Below are 25437 nucleotides of genomic sequence, written 5' to 3' on the forward strand. Positions count from 1 at the left end.
ACTATTCTTTTATAAAGATCGGCAAAGCATGTCGTTACATTTTGGTGCCTTAGAGCTCATGTAAATGATAATTAAATATCATTTCTCGAATACATTCTAACATTTCATTTTTTGTTTTTGACATCAAAAAAACCTCCTACATTTTTTAATAATAGAAGGCTACAGACTAACTATATTCACACGGTCTTGTTAAACGGTCTCAACGGACTCGTCAAAAAAGTACAAATAAATCGTTGTGAAACTTATCCGACCAATATGTAAGAAACATTGAGTTGGCGGGACCGCCTGAGAATCGAACCCAGCTAACCTGGCACGCAGGTCACTAGCGGTTTTAAGTTAGATGGCAGTATCTTTTTTGGGATTTAGTGTTTCTAGTAGTTTAAAGTCTTGACTTAACTCCCTTTTTAACTGGTGAATATCATTAAATTATATCTTGTAAGATTAAAAAAACATCTATTCCGTGACCAAAAATGTGGTCATTTTATTGAAAGGTTAGGTTGCTATCGAACAAAGCACCCTACACAATAGACTGTCCTAGTCATTTGAGACAGAGATAAAACACCCTTATTAGGCTGCCATACTCCCAAATTCAATGGGGGTTCGGTAGCCTAATTTTTCTTGAATGCGTTCTTCATTATAATGTTTAACGTATTCATTTACATGATTTCGTACGTCCTTTAAGCTTATTGAGTTGAACTTAATATATTGGAACTCCTCTGATTTCAAGTTGGAGTGAAACGACTCAATAACTGCATTATCCCAACAATTTCCACGTCTTGACATACTACTAATCAGGTTACTCTCTTTCACAAACTTCTGAAAGGCATATGATGTATATACACTTCCTTGATCAGAATGAAGGATGACTCCGGATGGGTTTCTACGTGCACTTAAAGCTGCTTTAAGTGTATCCAACACAAGTGGAGTCTGTTGATGATCATATATCTTATATGCCACAATTTGATTGTTATACAAGTCCACAATAGTCGACAAATACAACGTAGATGGACCATATTGTAGGTAAGTAATATCGGTGACCCACTTTTGATTTGGAGCACTGGCTGTGAAATCTCGTTCTAAAATATTGGGTGCAATAACAACGGATTCTCCCTGCGATTTCCACTTTCGTTTCGGCTTTACACGACATTGTAAATAATGTTTTTGCATAATACGTTGAACAGTATTACGATTCAATTTAATCTTATAGTCACGATATAACATAGCCTTTATCTTACGGTGCCCGTATCGATATTTTGTTTCTTGGCATATAGTTATGATGATTTCTTCCTCTTTAGTTAATACGTCCTTTCCCGCTTTTGCCCACCGATAGTAGGTAGCACGCGGCAAGGATAGGGCAGATAAAATCGCCGTAACCGTGTACTTCTTACGGAACTTTTCAACGATCTGTAGGACTACTTGTTTTTCAACTCCTTTACCATCTCCAAATACTTTTTTAAGATTTCATTCTCCTGTTTCAAGTGAGTAAATTGCCGATCTTTCTTTTCCTCTTCACTCACATTATCTGGTCCAAGCCCGTACGAATATTGTTTGCCAATCGGCTGATCAAAACGATGTATCTCATTCTCTCGGTACCATTTCATCCATGTCTTTATCTGAGAGACATTTTTAATTCCGTACTTCTCCATAATCTCTTGATTAGTTAACTTCCCTGACATCTTATCCTTCACCACTGCCCATTTTGTTTCACTAGAATATACGTTTTTGCCCATGCAAAAACACCTCCGATTTTAGTACTTAATTTCAGTGTACCATTTCGAAGGTGTTTTATCGTGTCTCATTTTATTAGGTTAGTCTACAACTAGAGGCAGTTTTTAATAAACTCCCTCTTTTAAGGAAGTAAAATTAATTGGGGTAATACAGGTTTTCCACCGTTTTGTTCCTGCACTCCACATGTGCGGAGTGTATGTGGCAACACATAGGTGCTGGTGAGTTCGATATTAATAAAGAAACCCTTCATACCAATCGGCTTGAAGGGTTTCTTACTTGGTAGCTTCTACTTTGATAAAAGCCACTGCACTTTATGCAATCTCATTATACCATTTAATGGATAATTTACAAATTTGTATTCGGCAATTAAAAAATGCTATAAATGGCAGTATCTTTTTTGTATGTAAAAAGAGCCAAAATACGCAAGAAATGCATAAAAACTTGCATATTTTAGGCTCTTTAATTTTGTTCCTTATTGTATTAAAGCACCCGTTAGCCATCCATGAAGCGCAAAAATCGGCGCTTCACCACAAAGAATGAAAATATATTGAATCCGGCGATAATGTTCCTAAGGCTGGGAGAGGAAGGTCGATAAACTATGGTGCCTTAGAGCCCATCCGTTAGTCTGACTCCAACGACCACGGTGCACCACAAACTGTCGCTCCCTTACGGGAAGCACTCATGGTAGATTAATCCTAATTCTGATTGTTGCACCAGCCTCCAATATACAAGCCTAGAAAGGAAGTTTTCAATGGATGTAATCATTGAAAGAGCATGTGGTTTGGATGTCCATAAGGACAATATCACTGCTTGCATTATGACTTCACAAGGAAAGGAGATTCAAACATTTTCTACTAAAACGGTTTTTATTTTAAAGTTATTGGACTGGATTAAGGAGAATAATTGTACTCACGTAGCTATGGAAAGCACGAGTGTTTATTGGAAACCTATTGTTAACTTATTAGAGTCCGAAGGAATCGAATTTTTAGTGGTAAATGCCCAACATATGAAAGCTCTCCCAGGACGCAAAACTGATGTTAAGGATGCAGAATGGATTGCCCAACTTCTTCGCCATGGACTACTTAAAGCTAGTTTCATTCCTGATCGGAACCAACGAGAACTGCGGGAACTGGTTCGCTATCGCCGTAGTATTATTGAAGAACGCGCCAGACAACACAATCGGATTCAAAAGGTTTTAGAAGGTGCCAATATCAAACTTGGTTCTGTTGTATCTGATATTATGGGAGTTTCGTCGAAGGATATGCTTCGAGCAATCGCAGATGGTGAGAATGATCCTGAAAAACTAGCAAACTTCGCTCGTCGTTCAATGAAAAAGAAAAAGGAAGAACTTGAATTGGCACTTCAGGGCTATGTTAACCCACATCAACGCTTAATGTTAAAAACGATTTTAACTCATATTGATTTTCTAAGTGAGCAAATTGAAATGTTGGATCAAGAGATAGCGCAAAGAGTAAGCTCTTATCGGGAAGATATAGAACGACTCGATTCTATTCCTGGTATCGCCACAAGAATGGCTGAGCAAATCTTAGCTGAAATTGGTACGGACGTTGGAAATCAATTCCCGACTGCCGCACATTTATGTTCATGGGCAGCCTTGGTCCCTGGTCACAATGAGAGCGCAGGTAAAAGGAAGTCTAGCAGATCTAAAAAGGGAAATAAGTATTTAAGATCCGCATTAACAGAAGCAGCTCAATCAGTAAGAGGGTCAAAAAATTATCTCGGTGCACTGTATAGACGTACAGCTGGACGAAAAGGAAAGAAGAAAGCAGCAATTGTAGTCGCTCATGCGATTTTGCGAATCGCATATTATCTTCTAACCCGAAAAGAAATGTATGTTGACTTAGGCGAAGATTATTTCGATAAACAAAAACAAGTTTCTATTGTACGCCATTCAGTTCGAAGACTAGAAAACTTAGGTTATACTGTGACAATTACCGAAGCATCCTAATCCATTATTCATAGTCCATAAACACCCTGATCAGGCGCTCCTCTCTTTTTTAAAAAATGAATAAGCTGCGTCTATTTAAGTATTGCCATTTTCCGGTTCTCACAGAAGTTAATTTTCATGGTAGTTTAAGTGTAATACTTCACAAAGTTTACATTATATTTGCTAGGTAATATTAAAGTGCCTCTCCCCAAAAGGGTGAGCCACTTTTAATGTTAACCAATCAATTTTCTAAGAAAACAGCTTTTAAATTGAGTATCTATTTTCAGGATAAGGTAGACCCAAATTACCACGTAAAGTGTTTGATTCATATTCCTTACGAAAAATTCCTTTTTCTTGCAAAATAGGAACGACTAAATCAATAAAGTCATCAAATCCTGAAGGATGTTCCTGTCTGATTTTCAATAGGTCCATCGCACCTGCCTCGTACCAGTGTTGAATTTGTTCTGCCACTTTTTCTGCCGAACCAAATAATTTCGGTTTTGGTATTCTATACCCATATGGCATTAAGCTCTCTAACTCCTGAAATTTTACTTCAGCTTCTCTTTCTGTCCTTCCTACAATCGGATTATGTGAGAGTGTAATTATGAAATCATCAGGCGAACGCCCTTCTAATTTCACCCTTCTTCTTAACTCTTTACTGAATGATTTAGCTTCCTCTAAGTCATCAGAAGGGATAAATGCACCGTCTGCATGCTTAGAAGCTAGATTCATGAAATCCGAAGAGGTGCCAGCTTGGAAAATAACCGGTCTTCCTTGTCTGGAACGGCTAATATTCAACGGACCATCCACTGAAAAGTAATTTCCTCTATAGTCTAGAGCATGCATTTTTTGTGGATCAAAGAATACACCGCTTTTTTTATCCCGTATAAAAGCGTCATCCTCATAGGAGTCCCAAAGGCCTTCGACAATCTCTAAAAACTCTTTTTTCATTGGATACAAATCTGCTTTTGAAAGATGGGTGCGGCTATAATTTGCCAATCCTCCCGGATTCGAAGTGATCGCATTCCAACCTGCACGGCCATTACTAATTTTATCTAAAGAAGCCATCTGTCGGGCCACGGTAAATGGGTCTGCATAGGAAGTGGCAATTGTTGCAATAAGCCCGATTGAATGAGTCACCATGCTTAAGGCAGACAGAATAGTTACACCTTCAAACATGCTGAGATAATGTGGAATCATACCAGGTCCAATATGGCTGACATCAGTTAAAAAGATGGTGTCAAACTTTCCTTCTTCTAATCTTTTAGCTTTTTGTACATAGTAATCAATGCTTTCACTTGCATTAGCTGGCATATCTGGGTGACGCCAACCCATGTAATTCCAGCCTACTCCATCTATAGTACCACCTATTTTAAGTTGTTTTTTCTCTGTCATTTATATCTTTTCCTTTCTATGATTTGGTTAGTAAATTAGCGCTAGGGTACATTCTTCACCTTGTAATTATTGTTTAACAGTTGGTGGAAGGCTGAAACATAATAATCATGTTTCAGCCTTCCACTGTTCCACCTCTCTAGTGCGGTTAAGTTTTAAACAAAAAACCTTTATCGGCGAATATGCGAACGACTAAGCCAGGTATTTTTGTTTCAATATGTGGATATTACCCTTTTAGATAATGTTTTCAATTGCTGGTAACTTTGGTCTTGGAACGTAACTGACCTAATGAAATCGCCAAAAAACTAATTGCAATCACAACCGAAGCAGCAGCTATCCAACTGATTGATTGAATTGAAAATCCACTAGTGACGAGTCCTCCGATACCTGCACCAGTGGCATTTCCAAGTTGCAAGAAGGAGCTGTTTAAGCTAAGTACAATTCCGGATGCTCCAGGAGCAAGTGATACGACGTTGAATTGCAAGGTTGGCCCTGATGTCCAAGAGGCAATCGCCCAAACCATAAGTAAAACAAGAGTCATAATATGCGGCCCTGCTATGGTGGAGAGCAGTATAAGGGCGAAGACGTTGACAGACATGCCGAAAAACAGTGAACGGGTAGAGCCTAAACGATCAGTCATAAACCCACCTAGCTTGGAGCCAATTAATGTCGCAATCCCGAAAACTAAGAGAGTAAGACTCACTGCTTGTTCGCTCATCGGCGAGACGTCATTCAGGAAAGGCGTAATATACGTATAAAACATCGAGTATCCGATAAATAAAAAGAATGTCACGCTGAGAGCCATAGCAATCTTGGGATTCTTCAAAAGTGCGAGTTGTTTACCTAAAGGAACTGGCGTTTCTCCTTTTGTTGTAGGGATCATTTTAGCAACGGCAAAAATAGCTAGAAGGCATAAGAGACCGATACCCCAAAAGATTACCTTCCAATCGAATGAAGCAGCGATGATACGGCCTATAGGGACTCCCAGGACAAGAGAAGCACTAAAGCCCATTGTCACAGTAGCAATGGCACTTGCCTGATGACCGGGTGGAGCTATTTTTGTAGCGAGAGAATAAGCAGTGACGACAAAGACGCCCGTTCCTATTCCAAGTACAATGCGCGATACCATCAAAAAGCCGAAACCAGGAAGAGCGGCTGTCATGACACTTCCGATTACGATGAAGCAGAGAGCCATTAGCAACTGCTTACGTTGATCTAACTTCGCTGTTGCTAATATAATGATAGGCGTACCTATTGCATTAGCGAATGCGAATAAAGTAATTAGCTGCCCAGCAGCAGACTCCGTTACACCAGCATAATCAGCAACTTTGTCTAGAATACCCACAAAGACATTTTGCGAAGTACCGGCTATAAGGCTGATCAGAGTCAGCAAGTATATTTTCAGTTTCCAAGATTTATTCACTTTATTTCTCCACCTTGTATTAAATATTTTACAATTCTGTATTTGGAAATTTAGTTTGAATTATGATTACTTGAATCTTCATCGCATTCCCCAATATAAAAACAAACTTTATATACTCATGCGAGAAGGACTGCATGCTTCTTACAAGTGATCCTCAATATGATTTTTTACATCCCCTTTACTTTCTTCACTGTGAAAGGCGCTTAACAGGCCGAACCCGTAAGCGGTTGATACTGCTTAACAAACATTACTAACAATTGAGATAAAGGGAAGAAACTCAAATCACGAAAATATTTAGTATGCTAAATATTAGTATGCTAAATATTTATAAAGAGAAAACTTAGGAAAAGTTTCTCTCCATTCGCTTCATTAGTTGACTTAATACTAAGCGTTCTTCCGGTAAAATTGAATTGAGTAATTTTTCTTGCTGCTGTTTCCATTTTAAATGAACCGGCATCTCTAATTCTTTGCCTTTGTCGGTTAGATAAATTCTCATAACTCTTGCATCTTGTTTATCACGTTTACGGTATATAAATCCGTTTTGCTCTAGTGATTTAACCATATTTGTTACCGTAGGCGGTTCGCATTTTAAATGTTCACATAGTTGCATTTGTGTTACCCCATCGCCTGACCACAAACGAGAGAGTAACTTATCTTGGCCTACATAAAGATTAAGTTCTCCTAGGCTTTCATTATAATCTCGACGCATCTGAAATGAAATTTTATCTAACGACTGACGAATATCGCAATCAACATTATCGTTCATAGATAAACCTCCACTAGATAAAGATATATTTAGCAAGCTAAATATATCATGGTGAAATCTCGATGTCAACTTATCTTGGGACCTATTAAGATGAATTACGTCTTCAACTAAACTGCCCAGTTAGCACAGTAAGCATCGCTTCACAAATATGAATAAATATTAGTGTGTATACAGGTTTACCCCTAAGTTATGATTCAGAAAGATTTATAAACATACTGCCAAAACATACATCAGTCAATTGCCAGAAACATTACAAATTTCCTCTTATTAACTCCTATAATTAAAAACCCTAAGTAAAGTCTTGCAATAAACTTATGAAAAGGTTTTATTAATATCACAACAAACGAGATAAACCCTTAATATGATCAGAGAAGCTTCCTCTGTCAAAACGCTATCGCTTGGTAGTTCCGATATGAGTGAAACTACAGAAAAAAATAACCGTGGGAAATGCCCTTAAGTCACGCTAAATAAGAGGTCAGGTGAGCTGAGCCAATGCGAGAAAGAAAATCAGCACTAGCAATCATTAGTCAAGGTCTTTCTGCTGTTTGGGCCGGATTGCTGGAGAAGGAGCGGGAACGGCTCCTTGCAAGTAACGGTTTCGGTGGAGTTTCGATTGGCTACGGTCAATGGTGCTTGTCACGATATATGCGGGCGAAACTGCATATGCTTTAAAAGCAAATGACAAGGTGAAGAAATTCAGGTATTAAACAGCAGCATCATCCGGGTTCCCAGCTTCGCACTAAAGTATATACCCATGATAGATACCACTCCCCCTGTAAAGAATATCCGTATTCGATATTTTTTAACCTACAGGGGTGGGGTATTTTCATAGTCAGTAACCCGCATAACCTAAAAGTATATATTCCCTCCAATCTATTTTGGAAGGATCATTACGACCAACAAATAAACACTCCTACAATGAAAAGTGCATAAGGAAATCATCTTCCCTTACATATTAGCCACTTGTACTTAGCTCGATTTATAACATCTTCAATAGCCTTTGATCCTTTGATCAGTTGATAGCCATGTTTATGGAGCACCTCCAAATTGAATATACCAAGAGTCACTTAACCCTCCTATCTTCTTTCAAACAACTAAAACACATATGTAGGACTATTAAATTAAATAATTACTACAACTGTCCATATCTTCCTCTCATTCTACATATTACCTCTTGAATTTATTTCTCTAATGGTTATGTTTCTTCCTGTCGGTGGATGAACTACCGAAACAAAAACCAAAATGCAGGAGGAATTACACCATGAAAATGACAATCAAGACCCCTTCAAATAAAATCCGCAACAATACTGAGAAGGCTATCAACCACCTTCAGGAAAGGGGGCTTGCATCATGAGCACAAAACAGCCTCAGTACATCAAGAAGCTCCGACAATCTGTTCAAACTGGAAGTTTATCGCCCTTTATTTTCAATAGCTTCCAAGAATACCAGAAACAAAGGAGGGAACGAAATGGATCAAAAGCTAGATAAGACACTCTTTCCTGGCCAAAAGAAAGGTTTAATTCATGTATTTATTAAACGAGACCAACAGGAACAATTTGCTCAGTCTCACTTTCATTTTTTTGAAGATGATTTGTCAGCAACCAAACCTAAACCAAAAGTGAGCTTGGTCAAAAAGAAGGTATATGAAGACCATTCAGAGCAGTTAAGCTTCGATTTATTTGATGATTAACTAGTATAAAACCAGCCTTTACCCGTCAAAGCTGATGGGTGGAGGTGAGTAGATGAGGAAAAAGATAAAAATCCAAACCGTTTCAGAAAGCAACGGAGCCACGGACGTATGGATTCAACATCTGATCAATCGATTGATTTTAGAACAGTTGTATTTGCCACATCGTTTGCAGGCAAAGCTGCTTTATGAAACATTGCCAAAAATCAAACGAGGTGAATTGAAGTGAATAACGAAAAATACCATGTCTTCTTCCGGCGTGTCAGCACAGCAGGACAGGATCTTGCAATGCAATCTTCGGCGGATGCACCCTATCGTGAAAAATTATTGCCACAAGAAATCGTAATTGTTGACGAAAACGCAATATCGGCTAATAAGCTCTCTGTTTACGAAAGACCCGAAATGCAAAAAGTCATTTCATTGATCAAACAAGGAAAGGTTCATACTTTATACGCGTTTGACCGCACTCGCTTATTTAGAGACTCTTATGAAGCGCAGGAATTTCATGATTTACGAACAAAACATGATGTTCATCTGGTCTATACCTCTGTTGGAAATGGACATATTCAGGCAACGGAAGACGTTTTTCTTGAAGGCTTATTGAACATTTTTAGTGATATTGAAGGAAAAAATATTGCTAGAAGAACAAGGGAGGCAATAAGAAGGTATCCTCCTAAAAAATTTGGATACGAGAAGATAAAAGAAACAAAGCATTTTCGGCATGCTACCAATAAAAAGGAAATATTGAACCAGTTTTTCAATGAATTATTGGAGATTTCCACAGTTGATGAGCTCGCTGAGCTACTCAACAAATATCGGAAAATACTGAAGCGCTCAGATGATGAAATAATTAGAATAGCTCGGGATCCATTTTATGCAGCATATGACCTAAGCAAGGGAGAAAACAAGCTTCATCATGTAGAACCCTACTTAGACCTTTCGACTTTTAATCGTATTCAGGAAAGGTTAGGTTTGGTCTTTAATTCTTATTTAGAGAGAATCGGGAAATTGGCAGCTCAAAATGCTTTCACACCCATTTGCGGATCTTGTCAACAACCAATGAAATACCATATAGACAAAATCAATAATACTGGTTTTTACTCCTGTTCAAGAAACCATGCCAAGGTCTGCATTACTTTTGTTGATCTGGCTAAAGTCGTTCAAATGGTATTAAGCGAGATTGTCCATCATTTAGATTCAAGAAAACTTTTAAATGAATCACTGTTTCGTTTTCGTGAAATACGAAAAGAACTAGAGGCTGAAATGGATACGATTGAAACTCAGCTTAACGAAGTTATGGAAAAAATCATTCTCAATATGGACGATTACTCTAAAAACTGGAAAGAAGATCCTCAATATGCGAAAATGACTCAATTAAAAAATGAAAAAGCGTTTTTGTTAGAGGAACTTTCAGAGAAAGAAGACTTGTTAGAGGAAAACAAGACGACTGTTAAAGCTGTTGAAGACTACCTCCTTCATCAGTCAGGTGCCAATCCTGCTCTTCTTTACACCTTGTTTATTCATAAACTCTATGTTTATCAAAGCCAAATTGATATAGAGGTTACAATGTTCGATTACCTGAAAGACATTCATACTGATTTTATCTATCAAGGAGATGAGATTGCTTGACTACCTTAGCTTTTGGCTATATTCGCCGATCATCCTATAAACAACAAGAAAATAGCAGCGTAGAGATTCAGAAAGCACACATTCAGGAATTTGCACGACGCAAAGGAATGGAAGTGCCTGATGACTTTATTTTTATTGAAGATGTAACCAGCGCCTTCTCCAAGCGTGCCAGCAAACGAAAGGAACTGATGCGCATGCAACAAATGATGATTGAGTCCAATATCCCGCGTGTCATCTTTTATGAAGAATCTCGTATGGATCGCACCGGCTATACCTTTGTATTGGATTTTTATCGCCCGCTAAGTGAAAAGTTGCCCAATATTGAGGTATACACCACGAATTCTGACGAGCCGTTTAACCCGGACCATCCACAAACAAAAATTTCGCTTCTCTTATTTCGACAAGAATCCGAAATCAAATCAGAGCGTGCACTTGGCAGTTTGGTTGCTGACCTTGAAGGTGAAATGGATATTCGCCCCGGCTCAAAGGTGCCTTATGGATACGATCAGATTGGAAAAAAGCTAGTTCCGAATGAAAAGGCTGAAATTGTCACGTTCATTTATTTCTTGCACAGCTGGGGTACATCTATGGCGAAAATTGCTGCTATATTTAACGAAGCGGATATCCCTTCTCCGCAGGGAAAGTATTGGCGCTCCAGCTCAGTTGAAAAGATTCTAAAAAATCCAGTTTATACTGGAAACCTTGTGTGGACGGTTTATAAGGGTAAGAGTAAAAGCAAATCCTACGAGTTTCAAGATTTTCATGAACCATTAATTGATGATTTCTTTTTACACCTAAATGCCAACAACGCAAGACTACAAAATGAATTTGGCCGCCTGGATACTCCTTTTCTCTTTCTTAATAAACTCTCCTGCCAGCATTGTCACGACAAACTCCAAACACAAAACGGAACAACAACCAGAAACGGAAAGAAATATTACTATCAGTACTATGTATGTAAAAACTGCAATTACAAAATAGACATCAATGATATTCACGAACAGCTATTGCCGAATGTCTTTAAGCATGTTCACATTCTGGCATCAAGTGAGGATATTAAAGCCTCTGCCATTAAGTACCTTAATGAAATTGAACTTGCCTTAAATGAAAATATAACCAATATGATTGAACGTATTGACAATTATTCGGCAAAGGGTTGTATTGCAAAAGAACAAGGAGACAGAGAGCTTGAGGTAATGATTGAAAAACTACAATCTCAAACCTTGTCGACTCTGCAATCACTTCAAGACAGCCGGCAGATTCTTGATGAACTAAAAAAAGCTGTTCAATCTGATTTGTTTTTTGAACGGTTCAAGCAAATGCTTCATTTACAGCTTGGAGAATCAGAAAAACGCCTGATCATCCTCTATTTCGTTGATAAGATTCTGGTGTCTCCTGAACAACCATTGCAGGAATTATATCGGCAGAATGTTTTTGAAAGCTTTGGGTTACTTCCTGCTGGACAAAGTACCGAATCTTAAAACTGATTTAGTAGACGGATTACCGAAAATTACTCTACCTTCCATAAAAATCAAATATACGTTACTCAAAATCCCTTTTTTAAGGGATTTTATAAAGGGGTTGTTCGGTAATTCACCCATATTGGTATACCAATATGGATAAATAACAGAAAAACATTCTTAGTATGGTCAAAGTACCGAAAATTATACATCATAGACAAACATCGAGGGAGAGGAAAACAACATGAAAGTCATTCGATCTTATGCTTCACCAAATAAAGCGGTGAATGTGCAGCGGATTCTTCAACAACTCATTGAATTAGAAATGGAAAAAATCGTTAATACTAACCATGTAAACTCACCAGCATCTCATGAAAAAATTGCTCTAGGTGGTGATTGTGCATGAGATGTGCAGTATATGCTCGTGTTTCAACAGAAATGGATTCACAGAGAACATCGATTGACAACCAAATTGACATTTACACTAATTACGCCGCCCAACAAAATTGGGAAATCGTTAAGGTATTCACAGACAAAAAATCCGGTACCAAAAGAAACCGACCCGGTTAAGAGCTTTAATTGAAGCCGGAAAAGCAGGAATGTTTGACGTCATCGTAACAAAAGAATTATCACGGATAGCTCGGAACGGGCAACTTTCCTATGAACTTTGGAACTTATGGCAGGAAAATGGCATTCATTTGGTTTGTCTGGACGGCTCTATTAACAGTGTGGAAGGAAATGTTCAGAACTTCGGATTATTTGCTTGGCTTTATGAAAACGAATCAGCTAACAGCAGCCGCCGTAACAAACAAGCTAAAAAGGTAAAAGCACAACGGGGACTGTTTGTCGGCTCAAATGCTCCATACGGATACAATTGTGAAAATGGGGTTTTAAAAATAAGAAATGATAACTCACCAGACATTGTCCGCCGGATTTTCCAAGAATATTTAGACGGTACTGGAATGGATACAATCGCGAAAACATTAACAACTGAGGGTGTCCTTACTCCTTCACAAGCAGCTAATAAGACGAATGCCTCAAACTTATGGCATGCTTCCAGTATCAAGAATATCTTGAATAACCCCCATTACTGCGGTGATCTTGTCCAGAATCGGACAGAAACGATTTCCGTGACCTCTTCTAAACGGAGAGAGTTAAGCGATGAAAGTGTCGTGATTATCGAAAATACCCACGAGGCGATCATTCCAAAGGAGACCTTTAATGCCGTACAGGTGATGATAGAAAACCGTACAAGAACAGCTACCGCCCCAAAGAAACACCTTTTTACCAACATTCTTTATTGCGAAGAATGTCAAAAAGGCATGTGGTTTAAAGCCAATCAAAAGGGCTACCGCTGCGGCGGAAATATTAGACATGGTGATACTTTTTGTCTTAACAAGGTGGCCGTTCGGGAAAAAGAGCTTATGCATGTGATTATGGAGGACTTAAAAGCACTGTTTAACTCTCTAAAGGAAGAGACCTTCTTAAACTCTTTATTAAATAAGCTTAATGTAAAAAAGCGAAACATTTTAAAAGAGCTAGAAAAGGTCCAATCCGAAATAGAAAAATTAAGAAACAAAAAGCTGGAATATGTAGACCTCTATACTGAAAATATCATTTCAAAAGAAGATTTGGTTGAATATCGGGAATTAACGGACAACAAAATTAAAGACCTTCAAATCAAAAAGGCCGAACTTAATGAGAAACTACAGGAATGCGACAACGAGGACTTCGCCATTAATATCGGCAAAAAATTGAAAGATGTCCTAAACCTAAAGGAATTAACGCCGCATGTCCTTCATTCTCTAGTTGAGAAGGTCACTTGTAAGAATGATGGCACCGTCCATATCCAATACAGCTTTGTAAATCCGTTACAAGACACATAAAAGGCAACTCCCAGTTGGGTTAGTTGCCTTTCTTTAAAATGAGTTGCGAGATACACTCCACATGTGTAGAGTGTGGAAACAAATACTCAAATCTAACTAACCAATAGAATCGACCAGAAACCTATATTTACTTATGGTACGGTTCACCGTAACGGCTCTAACAGCAAATATGTGAACAGAGGAAGGTAGAAGCATATTTGAAAATGAATGCATTTTGGGACCCAAATGCCTCGGAAAAAGTCAAGGAATCTTAAACGGAAGGATTAAGATCAATCATCTTTCGAGTGGCGTGCCTAATAACAATGACCATTATGCTGAATGGTAATCTCCGAATAATTCTCCTAGCCTATATAAATATTGTTATAATCTACAAATTGATTGAGAGGCTTGGCCCAGAAGTCGTTGTTTTATTTGCCGTAAGGTCGCCAGCCAAACATTTCTATTTCTGAGGCATTAACCCAAGAAACTTTCACACCTTCGACATAATATAAATCAAACAAAAAATTTGTACTTCGACCAGTTATTTTAAAAGACATTTATAAACTGCTGCTTTAATTAAGTCAGTTTATATAGTGTGGTGTAATTTAGTCCTACTCCCTCTTTTTAGCAGCAATAAAAGAAGCTAAAATAAAAAGGCGTTATTTTCTTGCTCTCCAAAGAAGATTACTACATGCTGTGGACTCCCAATAACGGGAGTCCAATGTATTTTAGTAAATAAATTGTTTGGGCCTCTTCTCCAAAAATATACCTCCCAAAAGCGATTGGCACAAAATCAAGGAATATACAATTTTTATTTAAAAAGCCATTTGCTCCTAAAACGGATGGCCTTTTTCTTTGGGTTCATTGAATAATTTGAACAAAACTGATGGTTCTTATATATCACTAATATCTTTAATGTCTTGTACACAAATATGAAAATGTACTCTTTATGTAACTTTTTATAAAAATCTTCGAGTTACAGTTTGCTGCCTCCCATAGCACCTAAAGTTACTCTGTCATACTACGGTGAATGACTTATGCTCTATGAAACGTCATGATGAAAAAATGATTTGGTAACAAACCAATGTTACATTTTAAATAAATAAAAGGTAAAGAGACCCTTTTCAAAGGACTTCTTTCCCAGTAAAAGTGCATATCGCATATCCTGTTACTAAAAGAAAACGTTGTTCAAAAAATCATATATTATTATCAATGAAATAAAAAACAACTTATATTATTTATCATAAGTTAAAATTGACATATATGTTGAATTATATTTTAAATAATTGTTTAATTTTAGGAATCGGAAAACATGTACAAACTTGCTTTTCCGATAACTTGACTTCAAAGAGTAGTATTTGAGGGATAAAAAGAAGGGCGACCATCACATCCACTCTTAACTCACGATCCCTCTCTAACTTCCCTGCAGCTGAACAGGAAAAACAATCGTTAAATACATTTTTTACCCGTAAAATTAGCATTCATTATAGTACTAGGAGTATATTAACTAAATATAATAGGTTGTTTTTTGAGTTAATGACTAAAAGGAGTGTATAATTCGGATGTTAAAAATTGAAGTGCCGAGAATTGAAAAGGTTATGATTAGCAAGGATAACAATTATGGAAAGTTTGTCGTTGAACCTCTCATGCGAGGATTTGGAACGACACTTGGCAACACATTACGTCGTATCCTTTTATCTTCACTCCCCGGTGCCGCTGTCACTTCCATACAAATAGATGGGGTACAGAATGAATATTCAACTATTGAAGGGATAGAAGAAGATGTAGCAACCATCATTTTGAACATAAAAAAATTATCTTTGAATATTTTCTCTGACGATGAGAAAGAATTGATGATTGATGTACATAGAACCGGTACAATAACAGCTGCTGATATTTCTCATGAAGGTGATGTAGAGATCTTAAATCCCGACTTACATCTTGCTACACTTGGAGAAAATGTTCATTTTAGAATGCGCCTAACTGCAAAACGTGGACGTGGTTATGTTCCTGCAGAGCAAAACAAACGTGAAGACCTTCAAGTAGGAAGCATACCAATCGATTCAATCTATACACCGGTTTCACGCGCCAGTTATTTGGTTGAAAACACTCGTGTCGGTCAATTGGCTAGTTTTGAAAGGTTATCTTTGGAACTTTGGACAGATGGGAGTTTAGGACCCAGCGAAGCCATTTCTGAAAGTGCAAAAATGTTTAATGACCATCTTTCTATTTTAGTAGGACTTAATCCTGAATCACAAGATAACCAAATTATGATGGAAAGGGAAGATGTATCAAAAGAAAAAGAAATGCTTAACCTGACTATTGAGGATTTAGACCTTTCTGTTCGTTCTTTCAACTGTCTAAAACGCAATGGGATTAATACAATTCATGACTTAGCTAATAAGTCCGAAGAAGATATAAGAAAATTACGTAATTTAGGACAAAAGTCTCTAAAAGAGATCATAGATAAATTAGAAAGTTTGGATATAATCGTACGCAAAGATGATTAAAATCCATCATTATTTTCCTTGTGATTTCCCCTGAAGCAAAAGTTCACCGGTATCTCGAAGAAAGTACTAATGGGCGGTAGTTATAAATGATTTTAAATGTAGTAAGTAGGTGATAATTAATTATGAATACCTACTTACTGCATGGACAGTGCAATTATGTTTTCCTCCATACTCATGAATTGATTCGTAACCAAATATGCATATAAAGTATGTTTCATTTTGTTTCTCTCTCAAATTACCAATTTCAAATATTTGAATAGTCAGAAAATTATTAGTATAATAGAAAAAAGGTCAAGGAGTTGATTTCTTATGGAAAAGAACTTGCTTAATTCACCACAACCTGAAGTAAATGTCATGGATTCTCTATTTGCTGAAATGGTGTTAGACAAAGCCCTGCGTGATTTCCGAAAAGAGAAAATTCAAAAGAAAATCGACCAGTCCTTACGAGACAAAAATAAAGCAGAATTCCTACGATTAACAGAGGAATTAAAGAAAGTTTCTTAAAATTGTTTTATGTAATCGTTCTTAAAAGGATCTTCCAGTCGAAGATCCTTTTATACTGCTTGTTGAACTATTATTGGACTCGGTGTCGCCTTTTTTTTACCTTTTTAATAGAAATCTCCTAGCTACCAGTTTTGTTGTACCACCCATTGCCCCCATCATTCCTCTTCCAGAACCCGTTGAATACCACATGTTCCTAAGTACGGACGGACTCTTAATAAGGAGAATACAACATCCCATGAGTAAAAGAAAATTGAGAAACGTTATATTTTCATTGATTAATATACTTAGAGCTACAACAAATAAAAAGATTTTTGCTATAATTGTTACAATCTGACTTAATAATTCGCGCCACCAGACACCTAAGTATTCATTATCATCAGCAATGACTGATACACAAGCCAAGGGAGATAGTAAATATAGGAACATGATGTCTGCATGGAATACAGCAACTGAGAACAAGAATGCTATAAATGCGACTGCAAATACGGCTAATAAGATAAGAAGTGCAGCACCTTGAAAATGGAGTGTATCAAAGTTATTTGGATCAAACATATCATTGATTTTTTCCTTGCTAACCTTACTTCCTTCTCCAATCATCCAGTTTCCCATATTATAAGCGACTTGTTCTAACAAGATCTTTTGAATAAAAGGCATTGCAGGTAACAGTAAGGCGCTTTTTAAGGTATTTACTATAACAGGTCCGTATGAAACGGCATCTCCTGCAGCATTCCTTGACATAACCTCTATAATCTTATATAAAATAATGGTTACAGCTATTGTGGAGGTTAAGGCTAGCAAGAAATTATTTACTGTAGTAAAGAACTGAATTTCAGGATTTTGTTTTAATAACAAATCATTACACATTAGAAGAGCCCATTCAATGAAATCTTCTAACATACCTTGGATAGCCTCAACAATTTTTTCCTTAAAATTAAACAAGTTTACTCACCTCTTATTCAGGGTCCTCAACTCTTACAATTTTCCAAACATGTTCCTGCTTTTCTAGGGTGATTAATTTATGATCAATCTCGTATCGTTCCATATCAAAAGTGAATCTTTTTTCAGTTTCATTTAAACTGACACTTTTAATTTTTGCACCTTGACTAAATAGTAAGTTTGATTTTGTTTGCCCGTTTGGTAAATCTTCAGCTTTGTTTACAGTCAATATATATAATAGTAGTTTTTGACCATCTTTGCTTAGATCCTTAGAGATTGCCTTAGCATTTTTTTCTTTAATTTTCGCCCATGCAATTTGATTTGCTTCATCACGTGTTTTTGCTTCAGCTAACTTTTCTTCATCATCAAAGGAATTTAAAACACTGTTCATTACCTTTGTTGCTTTTTCTTGCTCAACCTTTGGATTAAATTGATTACCACTGCCATTACATGCAGTAAGAAATGTACATACCATTAATACAAATATAAGCATTACTGTTTTTTTCAATTTAATGACTCCCTTCTTTTGATGGATTAACATCAGTATTTGAATTCATTTGAGAAAAAAAGCTCATGGCAAGTTCTTCCTGGTTTTTAGCCTCTTGCTCAACTTGTTTTTTCTTTATTTCATGCCATTCATCCTCAGCTTTTTGTAAAGCCACTTTTCGATCATAGGAATGAATGTATTGTTGATAGTCTTCTTTTTTCTCTTCAAACCAATCTAAAACCTCTTGTGACGCACTATTTTGATAGTCTAATTGACTAACATAGTATGAGTTCGTAACATTTGGAAACAAGCGATATTGATAAGCTTTTTTCGCTTTTATGGGGTGTTTTCCAGTAATGATAATAATACAATCATCTTTATGCATGGTTAGAATCTCATCTTCATTCATTAGGTTCCGTGCTGTGTATGAGTAACTTGATGATGAAGAAGTACTTGATGATTTCCCTTTTGATTCTGAAGATGATCCTGTCTCTACTTTGGCGGTTGTTTTCCCCATTAACTGTGAAAAGTATTTTGCGGTTGTTTCGTTTACATTACCTAAGCAAATTTTTGTTCCACAGTTACCTAAAATGGATTCAGCTTGTTCCCGCCCATACTTTTCTTGCAATTGAGTAATGTTTTGAACAATTGTTAGAACCCCAATTCCATACCCCCTGCAGGTTGCTAAGAACCTTTCATAGTCCGGAAACTTCCCTAAGTTCGGGAATTCGTCTAAGATAAAAACCACTGGATGAGGGAGTTTTGCCCTGTTTTTAGCACCTACTTTATACAACTCCTGAAACATTTGATTAAAAAACAAATTAATTAGACCTTCCCATGTAGAATCCATTACAGGAATAATGACATATAAAGCTATTTTCCTTTTTCCCACATCTCCTAAGTAGAAATCTGAGAAACTCGTAAACCGTGAAACCGAACTGGAAGTAAAGTCTCCAATTGTTGTCAGCAAAGAGATGATAATGTTTGCGCGAGTTTTTTCTTGGGACTTTTTAAATCCTAACTCATATGCTCTTCTTGCTGGATGCGATTTATCTAGTCTTAAAAATTGCTCATCTAATTCACTAGCACCATCATTGCTTTCCTCTGGATCAAATTCTTGTAAAAAATCCAAAACACCTTTCATGTTCCGTTGATTGGGCGGCAACTCGTGAACCGCATACAAGATTAATGCTTTTAACAAGCTAAATTGAGCATTGTACCAAAAGTCTTTTCGTTTTGGATCATTTTTAGAAGCAACAATCGCATTGGCTACCGTGGATGCCTGGATTTCCTCCCTGACATAATCAAAAGGATTATAGCGATCAGAGTACTCCATTTCTGAAAAATTCACCACGTGTACTTCATAACCTTGCCTTCGTTTAACCTCAGACGTCATTTCATAGACCTCACCTTTGGGATCTGTAACGACTAAGGAACACTCTTTTTCGTGTAACACATTCGTTACCACATACCCTTGTGTTTTGGAGGATCCTGGACCACCGGCTACAAAGTGATTTCTGTTGGGAAGGTTTGAATTTGTAGGCTGGACAATAACCGCATGATTCAAAATACCAGCTATGATTCCGTTATTGTCCATGTAATTTACAGCCATTTTACTTCTCCCCTTTCGTATCTAGCATACTTGCTTCAAGATCTTTCATAAGTTGTTTTATTGGAACCCTAACTGTCTCGCCATGTTTAAATATTTCATGCTTGTGAGCGAATCTACTTGATCCATGAACACCGTATTTGTCTGCTAACTGATATTTACCTTTAGCACCTTTCATAAAAAAAGCAGCATAGAAGGATAAAAGGAGCACTGCCACACTACCTAAGAAGAAAAGCGGATTTTTCTCTTCAATCATAAGCGTAGAACTCTCAATCGGATGCAGCAGGTTTTCTGTTATGAATTCCTGGTATGGGGCACCAGAAATATTTGCCTTGTGTGCTGCAATAAATGGGAGGATTCCAGCTAAATTGATTACGATCAGTTCAAGAAGGACCAATAAAAAGATCGTTAACAATAGTCGAATACCAAACATTTTCATGGGTTTCTCTCCTTTTGCATTACCGTTGATGACTGCTTACTTAGTTCTGTTCAAAGGGTTCGAAAGATCCCATTAATTCTAATTTATCAAGTAACCATTTATCCCCATTTTGAACAAGTGTAACCTCATATATTTGATTTTTTCTTGGGAACTCGCTGCCACCCACCGAGTATTGTGTTTCCATGTTTACAAGAGCTTTTGCTTGGTCTTTTTCTACAGCACTTAGATATACATTTAAAGCCTTCACTTTATTACTAAATTCAATTTGTGTACTACCCATTTCTCCTGAAGCCATAAGTTTTGAAATGACTGACTCTGCTAATTTGTTGCGGACCAGATCAAAACGTGCAGCATAAGTTTTGTTATCATAATTAAATAGTTCTTTAAAGGTTTCATCTACAAAACGTTTAACCTCTTCACTATGTTCAATTTCATAGTAAGATTCATTCTGTCGAAAGGTGGTAAGGGCTTTTTCCTTTTTATGTGATTCGTCTTTTAACTGAACCATCTGCTTTTTTGATTCTACGGTTTTTTCTTCTGCTTGGGAGACCGTTGCTCTTTGACCAACGTACATTAAACCCAAGATTACATTTGCCAGAATGGATATCCCTAAAAAGACAGCCAATACTTTATTCAAGGTGTTTCCCTCCTAATCTGCTACTCTACCAAAACCAACCAGATGGGATTTCCAATAAGGAGAATCGATATCATGCATTCCAATGCCTGAACCATTTGAATCAAACATTTTCCCGTTCCCCATGTAAATTCCAACGTGCGTGATATAATTGTCTGTCTCATATGTACCCGTATAAAAAATAAAGTCACCTGGCTTTGCTTCTGCTGGTGGGATTTTAGAAGAAACATCGAATTGTTCTTGAGCAGTTCGTGGCAACTTTATACCAGCCTTCGCAAATGTCCATTGTGTAAAGCCAGAACAGTCAAATCCTGTACCAGGGTTAGCACCGGCCCACATATAAGGCCAGCCTACGTATCTTTGTGCTTCTGAAATAATCGCTTTAAATGCCTGCTCCCCCATCGGAGAAACATTCCTCCCCCCCACAGCAATATCTAGAGGCATGAGGTTTTTCATTACTTTTTGTACATACGTATAGTCACCGTAACAGTAAGGTGCTCTCCAGTCGGAACAAACCCACTCTTGTTTGGATGCTTCATTCAAAGAAAATTTTCGAGCTAAATCCACTGAATGTTTACCACCATTTGAAGCAACAAAGTTTATGTATCCAGTACCGAAATTGTAAGATTGAACGATCGTAGCAAAATCAACTCCATCTTTTTGCCCTTGTTTTAACACTGATTTAAAATGTTTAACACCAAAATTGACGGACATAACAGGATCTTGTATAGAGTTCGGTGGCAGCCCAGCAGATTCGGAACTTTGCATAATATCTAACGTTTGAGAATTCCCTAATTCTTGATACATAAGAGCTAGAAGGAAATCTGTGTATTCTGGTATTCCATACTTGCTCGTATATTCACTAACTAATCCTCTCCATTGCGCAATATTTGGTGGGACATCAGCTGCACCAAATGGTGAATTAATGTTCTCAATCGGCTGTTGTTCAGAGGTATTCATTCCAAGCAGCAAACCGGCCATGAGTATGAAAGCGAAAACAACTCCTACTGTGATTTCCTTCCAGTTCCTAACAACAAAAACAGTCCCCTTTACAGCGGCTAATGCTGCCACTTATTTCACCACAATTCTTTATTAATTTTCTCTATCTCGGCTATCGCGTTTTTAAGTTCCTTGTTTTTGAAATCAAGCTCTTTTTGTTTGTCTTCTGGTTTTACGTTTTCGTTAATCTCTTTTATTTGTTGTTCTAACGTAGCAACTTGATTTTCCAATTCCTTTTTTCTAATAGTGATCTCTAACTCTTTGCTTTTCAGCTTTTCATTTAAACTTTTAGCATCTTCAAGATCTCCATGTTCTGTAAAAGCTTTGCCCATACGAAGCTGTTGGTCTTTATCTTTTGCAAATGCTTGCATCGATAACAAAGTGCTATAATCATATCTTAGTATTTTCTTTTCAATCTCCAAATAATCACTTTCAGCTTTTAACCCTGGTATTTCATCCTTTTTATTCGCTTTATATAAGGCCTCCACAGTGGGTTTAATTAAACGTTTATCGGTATCAATTGCCTTTTGATACTCACCTTTTTCAAGGTACACCTTCGCAATCTCCTTATTACTGCCATTATTTTTTTTCAAAAAGGAAATGGCTTCATCGAATTTTTCTTCACTTAGCATTTTATAAAACTTAGATTCTTGTTCAGCCTTTTTAAGTTCCATCGCATGGACCGATTGAATTCTATTTACTGCTGATTTGTTAAGAAAAAGGGCTAAAACTAAGGCAGACGCACAAATCCCAAACGATATACCCGCCATGATCCTCTTTTGCTTCTTGGTTTTTTGTTGTTCCGTTTCCAATCCGATGAAATGATTGGTTTCTTCCTTCTGCAGTTTCTTGGAAATCAATCCTTTCAAATCCTCAACAGATTCAGCATTGTCAATTCTAAATAGAAATTCATCTTTTTCCTTTTTTAAGAGATTACCTTTTTCTCGTTTATATTTTTCATAGGTGAAACGTGAGAACATAGAGATAATTAAAATTTTGTACTGTTCCAGCTTTTCTATATGGTCATCATAGGGTAACCATTGATTGCTTCTATATAGGAACTTTAGTGTTTTCATATCTTTAAAGAAAATGTTTCTGGGATGAATCAATACTATCTCTTTTGCTTTATTTAACGGATCCATCTCCAACAACTCGTTTACTAAGGCCAGACGCAATACACTTGAATATTCTTTTGCTGTAATGAGTGATTGGTAATCTTCCTCCATCACATAGTTGAGAATAAATCGATCGTTTTCTTTTTTTATATCACGTAGAGTAAAGAAATAAGGTGAATCTTTCTTGAAGATCTTTTACATCTTCTGATCTTTCGGCCAACACCTTTCTTGCAGGTATTTCCAAACGATAGTGGTTATTTTGATGAATAAATAACGTTCCGAATTCGAATAATTGGATTTTCACCATTATGTCCTTCCTTTACAGAACAAAATTTCGTACTTCCTCTTTTTCAATCGGAGTCATTTCGTTCCTAGCTTCATAGTCTGGGATTTCGTCGGGATCTAACCCATACTTTTCAAAATATCGTTTTTTATTCCAAAGACGAAGTTCTTCTTGTGTAAGCTCCACCCTGATAAAAGCACGTTGAGATCCATATGTAATTAACGCTTCTCCTTGTCGTTTAGCACGTAATAAGGAAATCTCTTCATCAGAAAAGGATAGATTAATCTTTTTCACTACATCGTCTACGCCTTTATTGTCTAGACCAAAAAATACCTTTGTATGACTGTTTTCAATCATGGCTGCCCCCAGGTTATCAGTGGTATCGAGAACATCGATAATTTGTTGTGTTCCTGCAATCGCTCCAGCATTGTATTTCCTAAACCGTTTGTACGCTTGATAGAAAAACCTCATAGAATCAGGATTTTTGGATAAGAAGTGAAACTCATCAATAAATAAATAAATTAACTCATCTTTTGTTTTTGTTACTTCGTCCCATAAGAAACCGAAGATATTAAAGTAACAGGCCGCCTGAACATCTACTTCATTTTGAAGTGATTTTAAATTAAAGGAGAATAAGGAATTATTGATATTCACGTTCGTGTGACCATTAAATAATGAGTTTGAGCCATGAACATAACTTTCCAATATAAAATAAAAATCTTGGATTTTTTCATACCGTTCGATATCATTTTCCTTTAGTTCCCCTAAGTCACTGTAAAAATCTTGTAGAATGGGATAGTCAGTGGCTTTCAGATTTTTAAAATCAATCTCCTCATTGATTGAAAAGCGATTATAAAGATGGGTTAGTGTCTTGTCTAAAATACTAGATTCAACCTGTGTTAAATCAGCTTTTAACACTTTAAAAAACGCCTTAAGACGTTGAACCTTCTGTTTCACAAGGTCTCTGACGAATTCTGCATCCGTATTAAAATCTTCGGTGTCTGTAATTTCTGTAGAAAATATCTCTAAAGGATTGATCTTTGTTGCACTATTACTGCTAAGGTGTACCACTTCTCCACCGAGATTTTTCACGATATGGGAGTATTCACTTTCCGGATCAATAATATACACTTTGATCCCCATTGCGAAGCAACGAAGAATCTTCTGAACCATAAATGTGGATTTACCAACACCGGATGTTCCGATAACGACCATGTTTTGGTTTAATGTGCGCTGCGTTTCTAAATAATCAATTGCTACTAAGGAATTGGTTGTCTTATTAATCCCTTCCACCTGAGCCATTGGTGATAGGTAACAAATTTCGGAATCATCAAATGGAAAAAAAGAAGAGGCTGTTTCACTGTTGCACATCTGATAGGTATAATCTTTTAATTGATTATCCCCTAAGGGTAATGCGGACCAGAAAGCCATTGGCGTAGCATAATGAGGGTTTAAAGCTTTCATTCTTAATTTTGTGCAAATCCTTTGGACATTGTCCTCTAAGGTCTTCAAATCTTCTAGGGTTATCGCTTGAATGAAAATGTACGTGTAGAGATACATAAAGTTAGAACGGTTGGTTAACACCTGATTGAGTTGGTATCTGGCACTATCAAGTTCTGATTGTAATCTGATACGCGTAGCTGGATCTCTTGTTTTTAATAGTTCAGCATCCTTATTTTTAATAGAGTCATTGTAATAACTAATCATTCCCTCAGAGTTAGCAGGTTCTAAATATTGGACAAAAGAAATGTTTCCCTTCAAGCGTTTCAAGTCTGATAGCCAGTTGCCTTTTTGCTCTTTGGGATAAGAAACCACGGCCAGCACTTTAATGAAGTTCCCTCCACTTTCTATGAAACTCTTATTTTCCTTCCAAACAAAGGGATAGATAGAATTAAGTTCCTCTGTCTCTAAAACCCCTTGCAGAAGGTCTGGGGATTGTTGCATCTTTTCTTCTTGTTTATTTTCACGTTTTTTCAATGGAAAAAGTGTTGCTAAAGAAAAGGGCATGATTTTCTCCTTCCCG

General features: G+C 37.0%; 25 protein-coding genes and 1 pseudogene. 13 read left to right on the forward strand and 13 right to left on the reverse strand.

Annotation, left to right across the window (positions count from 1 at the left end):
• Nucleotides 1-567 precede the first annotated feature (567 nt).
• A protein-coding gene (locus QF028_RS00920) for an IS3 family transposase (RefSeq protein WP_429463414.1) occupies nucleotides 568-1730 on the reverse strand; the annotation gives its coding sequence in 2 pieces (ribosomal slippage) (nucleotides 568-1454 and nucleotides 1454-1730; 1164 coding nt in all).
• A 274-nt stretch (nucleotides 1731-2004) separates the two neighbouring features.
• Between QF028_RS00920 and QF028_RS00925 the strand changes: the two genes are divergently transcribed.
• A complete protein-coding gene (locus QF028_RS00925) occupies nucleotides 2005-2268 on the forward strand; it encodes a hypothetical protein (RefSeq protein ID WP_429463416.1) in 264 nt (87 codons plus the stop codon).
• Nucleotides 2269-2479: 211 nt separating this feature from the next.
• Nucleotides 2480-3697 carry an IS110 family transposase gene (locus tag QF028_RS00930; protein ID WP_429463418.1) on the forward strand — a complete coding sequence of 406 codons (1218 nt, stop codon included), beginning with the start codon at nucleotides 2480-2482 and terminating at the stop codon, nucleotides 3695-3697.
• 243 nt (nucleotides 3698-3940) lie between these two features.
• On the opposite strand, the gene QF028_RS00935 is transcribed toward QF028_RS00930, so the two are convergent.
• The 3 genes from QF028_RS00935 to QF028_RS00945 all read right to left on the reverse strand — a co-directional run bounded on the left by QF028_RS00935 (nucleotide 3941) and on the right by QF028_RS00945 (nucleotide 7257).
• Nucleotides 3941-5071, reverse strand: coding sequence for an NtaA/DmoA family FMN-dependent monooxygenase (locus QF028_RS00935; RefSeq protein WP_429463420.1), 1131 nt, complete (start codon nucleotides 5069-5071; stop codon nucleotides 3941-3943).
• A 244-nt stretch (nucleotides 5072-5315) separates the two neighbouring features.
• Nucleotides 5316-6491 carry an MFS transporter gene (locus QF028_RS00940; RefSeq protein WP_429463422.1) on the reverse strand — a complete coding sequence of 392 codons (1176 nt, stop codon included), beginning with the start codon at nucleotides 6489-6491 and terminating at the stop codon, nucleotides 5316-5318.
• A gap of 340 nt (nucleotides 6492-6831) precedes the next feature.
• Complete coding sequence (locus QF028_RS00945) at nucleotides 6832-7257, reverse strand: MarR family winged helix-turn-helix transcriptional regulator (RefSeq protein WP_429463424.1); 426 nt, start codon at nucleotides 7255-7257, stop codon at nucleotides 6832-6834.
• Nucleotides 7258-7749: 492 nt separating this feature from the next.
• Between QF028_RS00945 and QF028_RS00950 the strand changes: the two genes are divergently transcribed.
• The 11 genes and pseudogenes from QF028_RS00950 (at nucleotide 7750) to QF028_RS01000 (ending at nucleotide 16912) form a co-directional block, all read left to right on the forward strand.
• Nucleotides 7750-7929, forward strand: a complete 180-nt coding sequence (locus QF028_RS00950; RefSeq protein WP_429463425.1) for a hypothetical protein — start codon at nucleotides 7750-7752, stop codon at nucleotides 7927-7929.
• 678 nt (nucleotides 7930-8607) lie between these two features.
• Nucleotides 8608-8745, forward strand: coding sequence for a hypothetical protein (locus QF028_RS00955; RefSeq protein WP_429463427.1), 138 nt, complete (start codon nucleotides 8608-8610; stop codon nucleotides 8743-8745).
• Nucleotides 8726-8947 carry a hypothetical protein gene (locus tag QF028_RS00960; protein WP_429463429.1) on the forward strand — a complete coding sequence of 74 codons (222 nt, stop codon included), beginning with the start codon at nucleotides 8726-8728 and terminating at the stop codon, nucleotides 8945-8947. The genes QF028_RS00955 and QF028_RS00960 overlap by 20 nt, the downstream gene beginning before the upstream one ends.
• A 52-nt stretch (nucleotides 8948-8999) precedes the next feature.
• The gene (locus QF028_RS00965) at nucleotides 9000-9173 is read left to right on the forward strand and encodes a hypothetical protein (protein WP_429463431.1); all 174 of its coding nucleotides are present in this window, start codon (nucleotides 9000-9002) and stop codon (nucleotides 9171-9173) included.
• Entirely contained in the window at nucleotides 9170-10573 is a 1404-nt protein-coding gene (locus QF028_RS00970) for a recombinase family protein (protein ID WP_429463433.1), read from the forward strand. Before QF028_RS00965 ends, QF028_RS00970 begins: the two co-directional genes overlap by 4 nt.
• A complete protein-coding gene (locus QF028_RS00975) occupies nucleotides 10570-12054 on the forward strand; it encodes a recombinase family protein (RefSeq protein ID WP_429463435.1) in 1485 nt (494 codons plus the stop codon). The genes QF028_RS00970 and QF028_RS00975 overlap by 4 nt, the downstream gene beginning before the upstream one ends.
• 223 nt (nucleotides 12055-12277) lie before the next feature.
• Nucleotides 12278-12439, forward strand: coding sequence for a hypothetical protein (locus QF028_RS00980; protein WP_429463437.1), 162 nt, complete (start codon nucleotides 12278-12280; stop codon nucleotides 12437-12439).
• Nucleotides 12440-12471: 32 nt separating this feature from the next.
• A pseudogene (locus QF028_RS00985) lies at nucleotides 12472-13271 on the forward strand (recombinase family protein); the annotation flags it as partial.
• Nucleotides 13269-13919 (forward strand): zinc ribbon domain-containing protein, encoded by a 651-nt coding sequence (locus QF028_RS00990; protein ID WP_429463733.1) that lies wholly within the window; start codon nucleotides 13269-13271, stop codon nucleotides 13917-13919. The pseudogene QF028_RS00985 and the gene QF028_RS00990, both read left to right, overlap by 3 nt.
• Nucleotides 13920-15460: 1541 nt before the next feature.
• Entirely contained in the window at nucleotides 15461-16408 is a 948-nt protein-coding gene (locus QF028_RS00995) for a DNA-directed RNA polymerase subunit alpha (RefSeq protein ID WP_429463439.1), read from the forward strand.
• A gap of 309 nt (nucleotides 16409-16717) precedes the next feature.
• Nucleotides 16718-16912, forward strand: a complete 195-nt coding sequence (locus QF028_RS01000; RefSeq protein WP_429463440.1) for an IDEAL domain-containing protein — start codon at nucleotides 16718-16720, stop codon at nucleotides 16910-16912.
• Between the two features lie 96 nt (nucleotides 16913-17008).
• Here QF028_RS01000 and QF028_RS01005 read toward each other — a convergent pair whose 3' ends face one another.
• Genes QF028_RS01005 through QF028_RS01045 form a run of 9 tightly spaced genes read right to left on the reverse strand, consistent with a single transcriptional unit; the run spans nucleotide 17009 to nucleotide 25421 of the window.
• Nucleotides 17009-17851, reverse strand: a complete 843-nt coding sequence (locus QF028_RS01005) for a conjugal transfer protein TrbL family protein (RefSeq protein ID WP_429463442.1) — start codon at nucleotides 17849-17851, stop codon at nucleotides 17009-17011.
• Nucleotides 17852-17864: 13 nt separating this feature from the next.
• Nucleotides 17865-18356, reverse strand: coding sequence for a hypothetical protein (locus QF028_RS01010; RefSeq protein ID WP_429463443.1), 492 nt, complete (start codon nucleotides 18354-18356; stop codon nucleotides 17865-17867).
• 1 nt (nucleotide 18357) lies between these two features.
• Nucleotides 18358-19947 carry a VirD4-like conjugal transfer protein, CD1115 family gene (locus tag QF028_RS01015; RefSeq protein WP_429463445.1) on the reverse strand — a complete coding sequence of 530 codons (1590 nt, stop codon included), beginning with the start codon at nucleotides 19945-19947 and terminating at the stop codon, nucleotides 18358-18360.
• A 1-nt stretch (nucleotide 19948) separates the two neighbouring features.
• A complete protein-coding gene (locus QF028_RS01020; protein WP_088090626.1) occupies nucleotides 19949-20383 on the reverse strand; it encodes a hypothetical protein in 435 nt (144 codons plus the stop codon).
• A gap of 40 nt (nucleotides 20384-20423) precedes the next feature.
• Nucleotides 20424-21020, reverse strand: a complete 597-nt coding sequence (locus QF028_RS01025; RefSeq protein ID WP_429463447.1) for a hypothetical protein — start codon at nucleotides 21018-21020, stop codon at nucleotides 20424-20426.
• A gap of 12 nt (nucleotides 21021-21032) precedes the next feature.
• Nucleotides 21033-22088, reverse strand: a complete 1056-nt coding sequence (locus tag QF028_RS01030; protein WP_429463449.1) for a lysozyme family protein — start codon at nucleotides 22086-22088, stop codon at nucleotides 21033-21035.
• Nucleotides 22089-22093: 5 nt separating this feature from the next.
• Nucleotides 22094-23323 carry a type VII secretion protein EssB/YukC gene (locus QF028_RS01035; RefSeq protein WP_429463735.1) on the reverse strand — a complete coding sequence of 410 codons (1230 nt, stop codon included), beginning with the start codon at nucleotides 23321-23323 and terminating at the stop codon, nucleotides 22094-22096.
• Nucleotides 23283-23438, reverse strand: coding sequence for a hypothetical protein (locus QF028_RS01040; protein ID WP_429463451.1), 156 nt, complete (start codon nucleotides 23436-23438; stop codon nucleotides 23283-23285). Before QF028_RS01040 ends, QF028_RS01035 begins: the two co-directional genes overlap by 41 nt.
• A 12-nt stretch (nucleotides 23439-23450) precedes the next feature.
• The gene (locus QF028_RS01045; RefSeq protein ID WP_429463453.1) at nucleotides 23451-25421 is read right to left on the reverse strand and encodes a VirB4 family type IV secretion system protein; all 1971 of its coding nucleotides are present in this window, start codon (nucleotides 25419-25421) and stop codon (nucleotides 23451-23453) included.
• Nucleotides 25422-25437 lie beyond the last annotated feature (16 nt).

It is taken from the genome of Neobacillus sp. B4I6 (assembly GCF_050434045.1).
GTDB lineage: Bacteria > Bacillota > Bacilli > Bacillales > Cytobacillaceae > Neobacillus.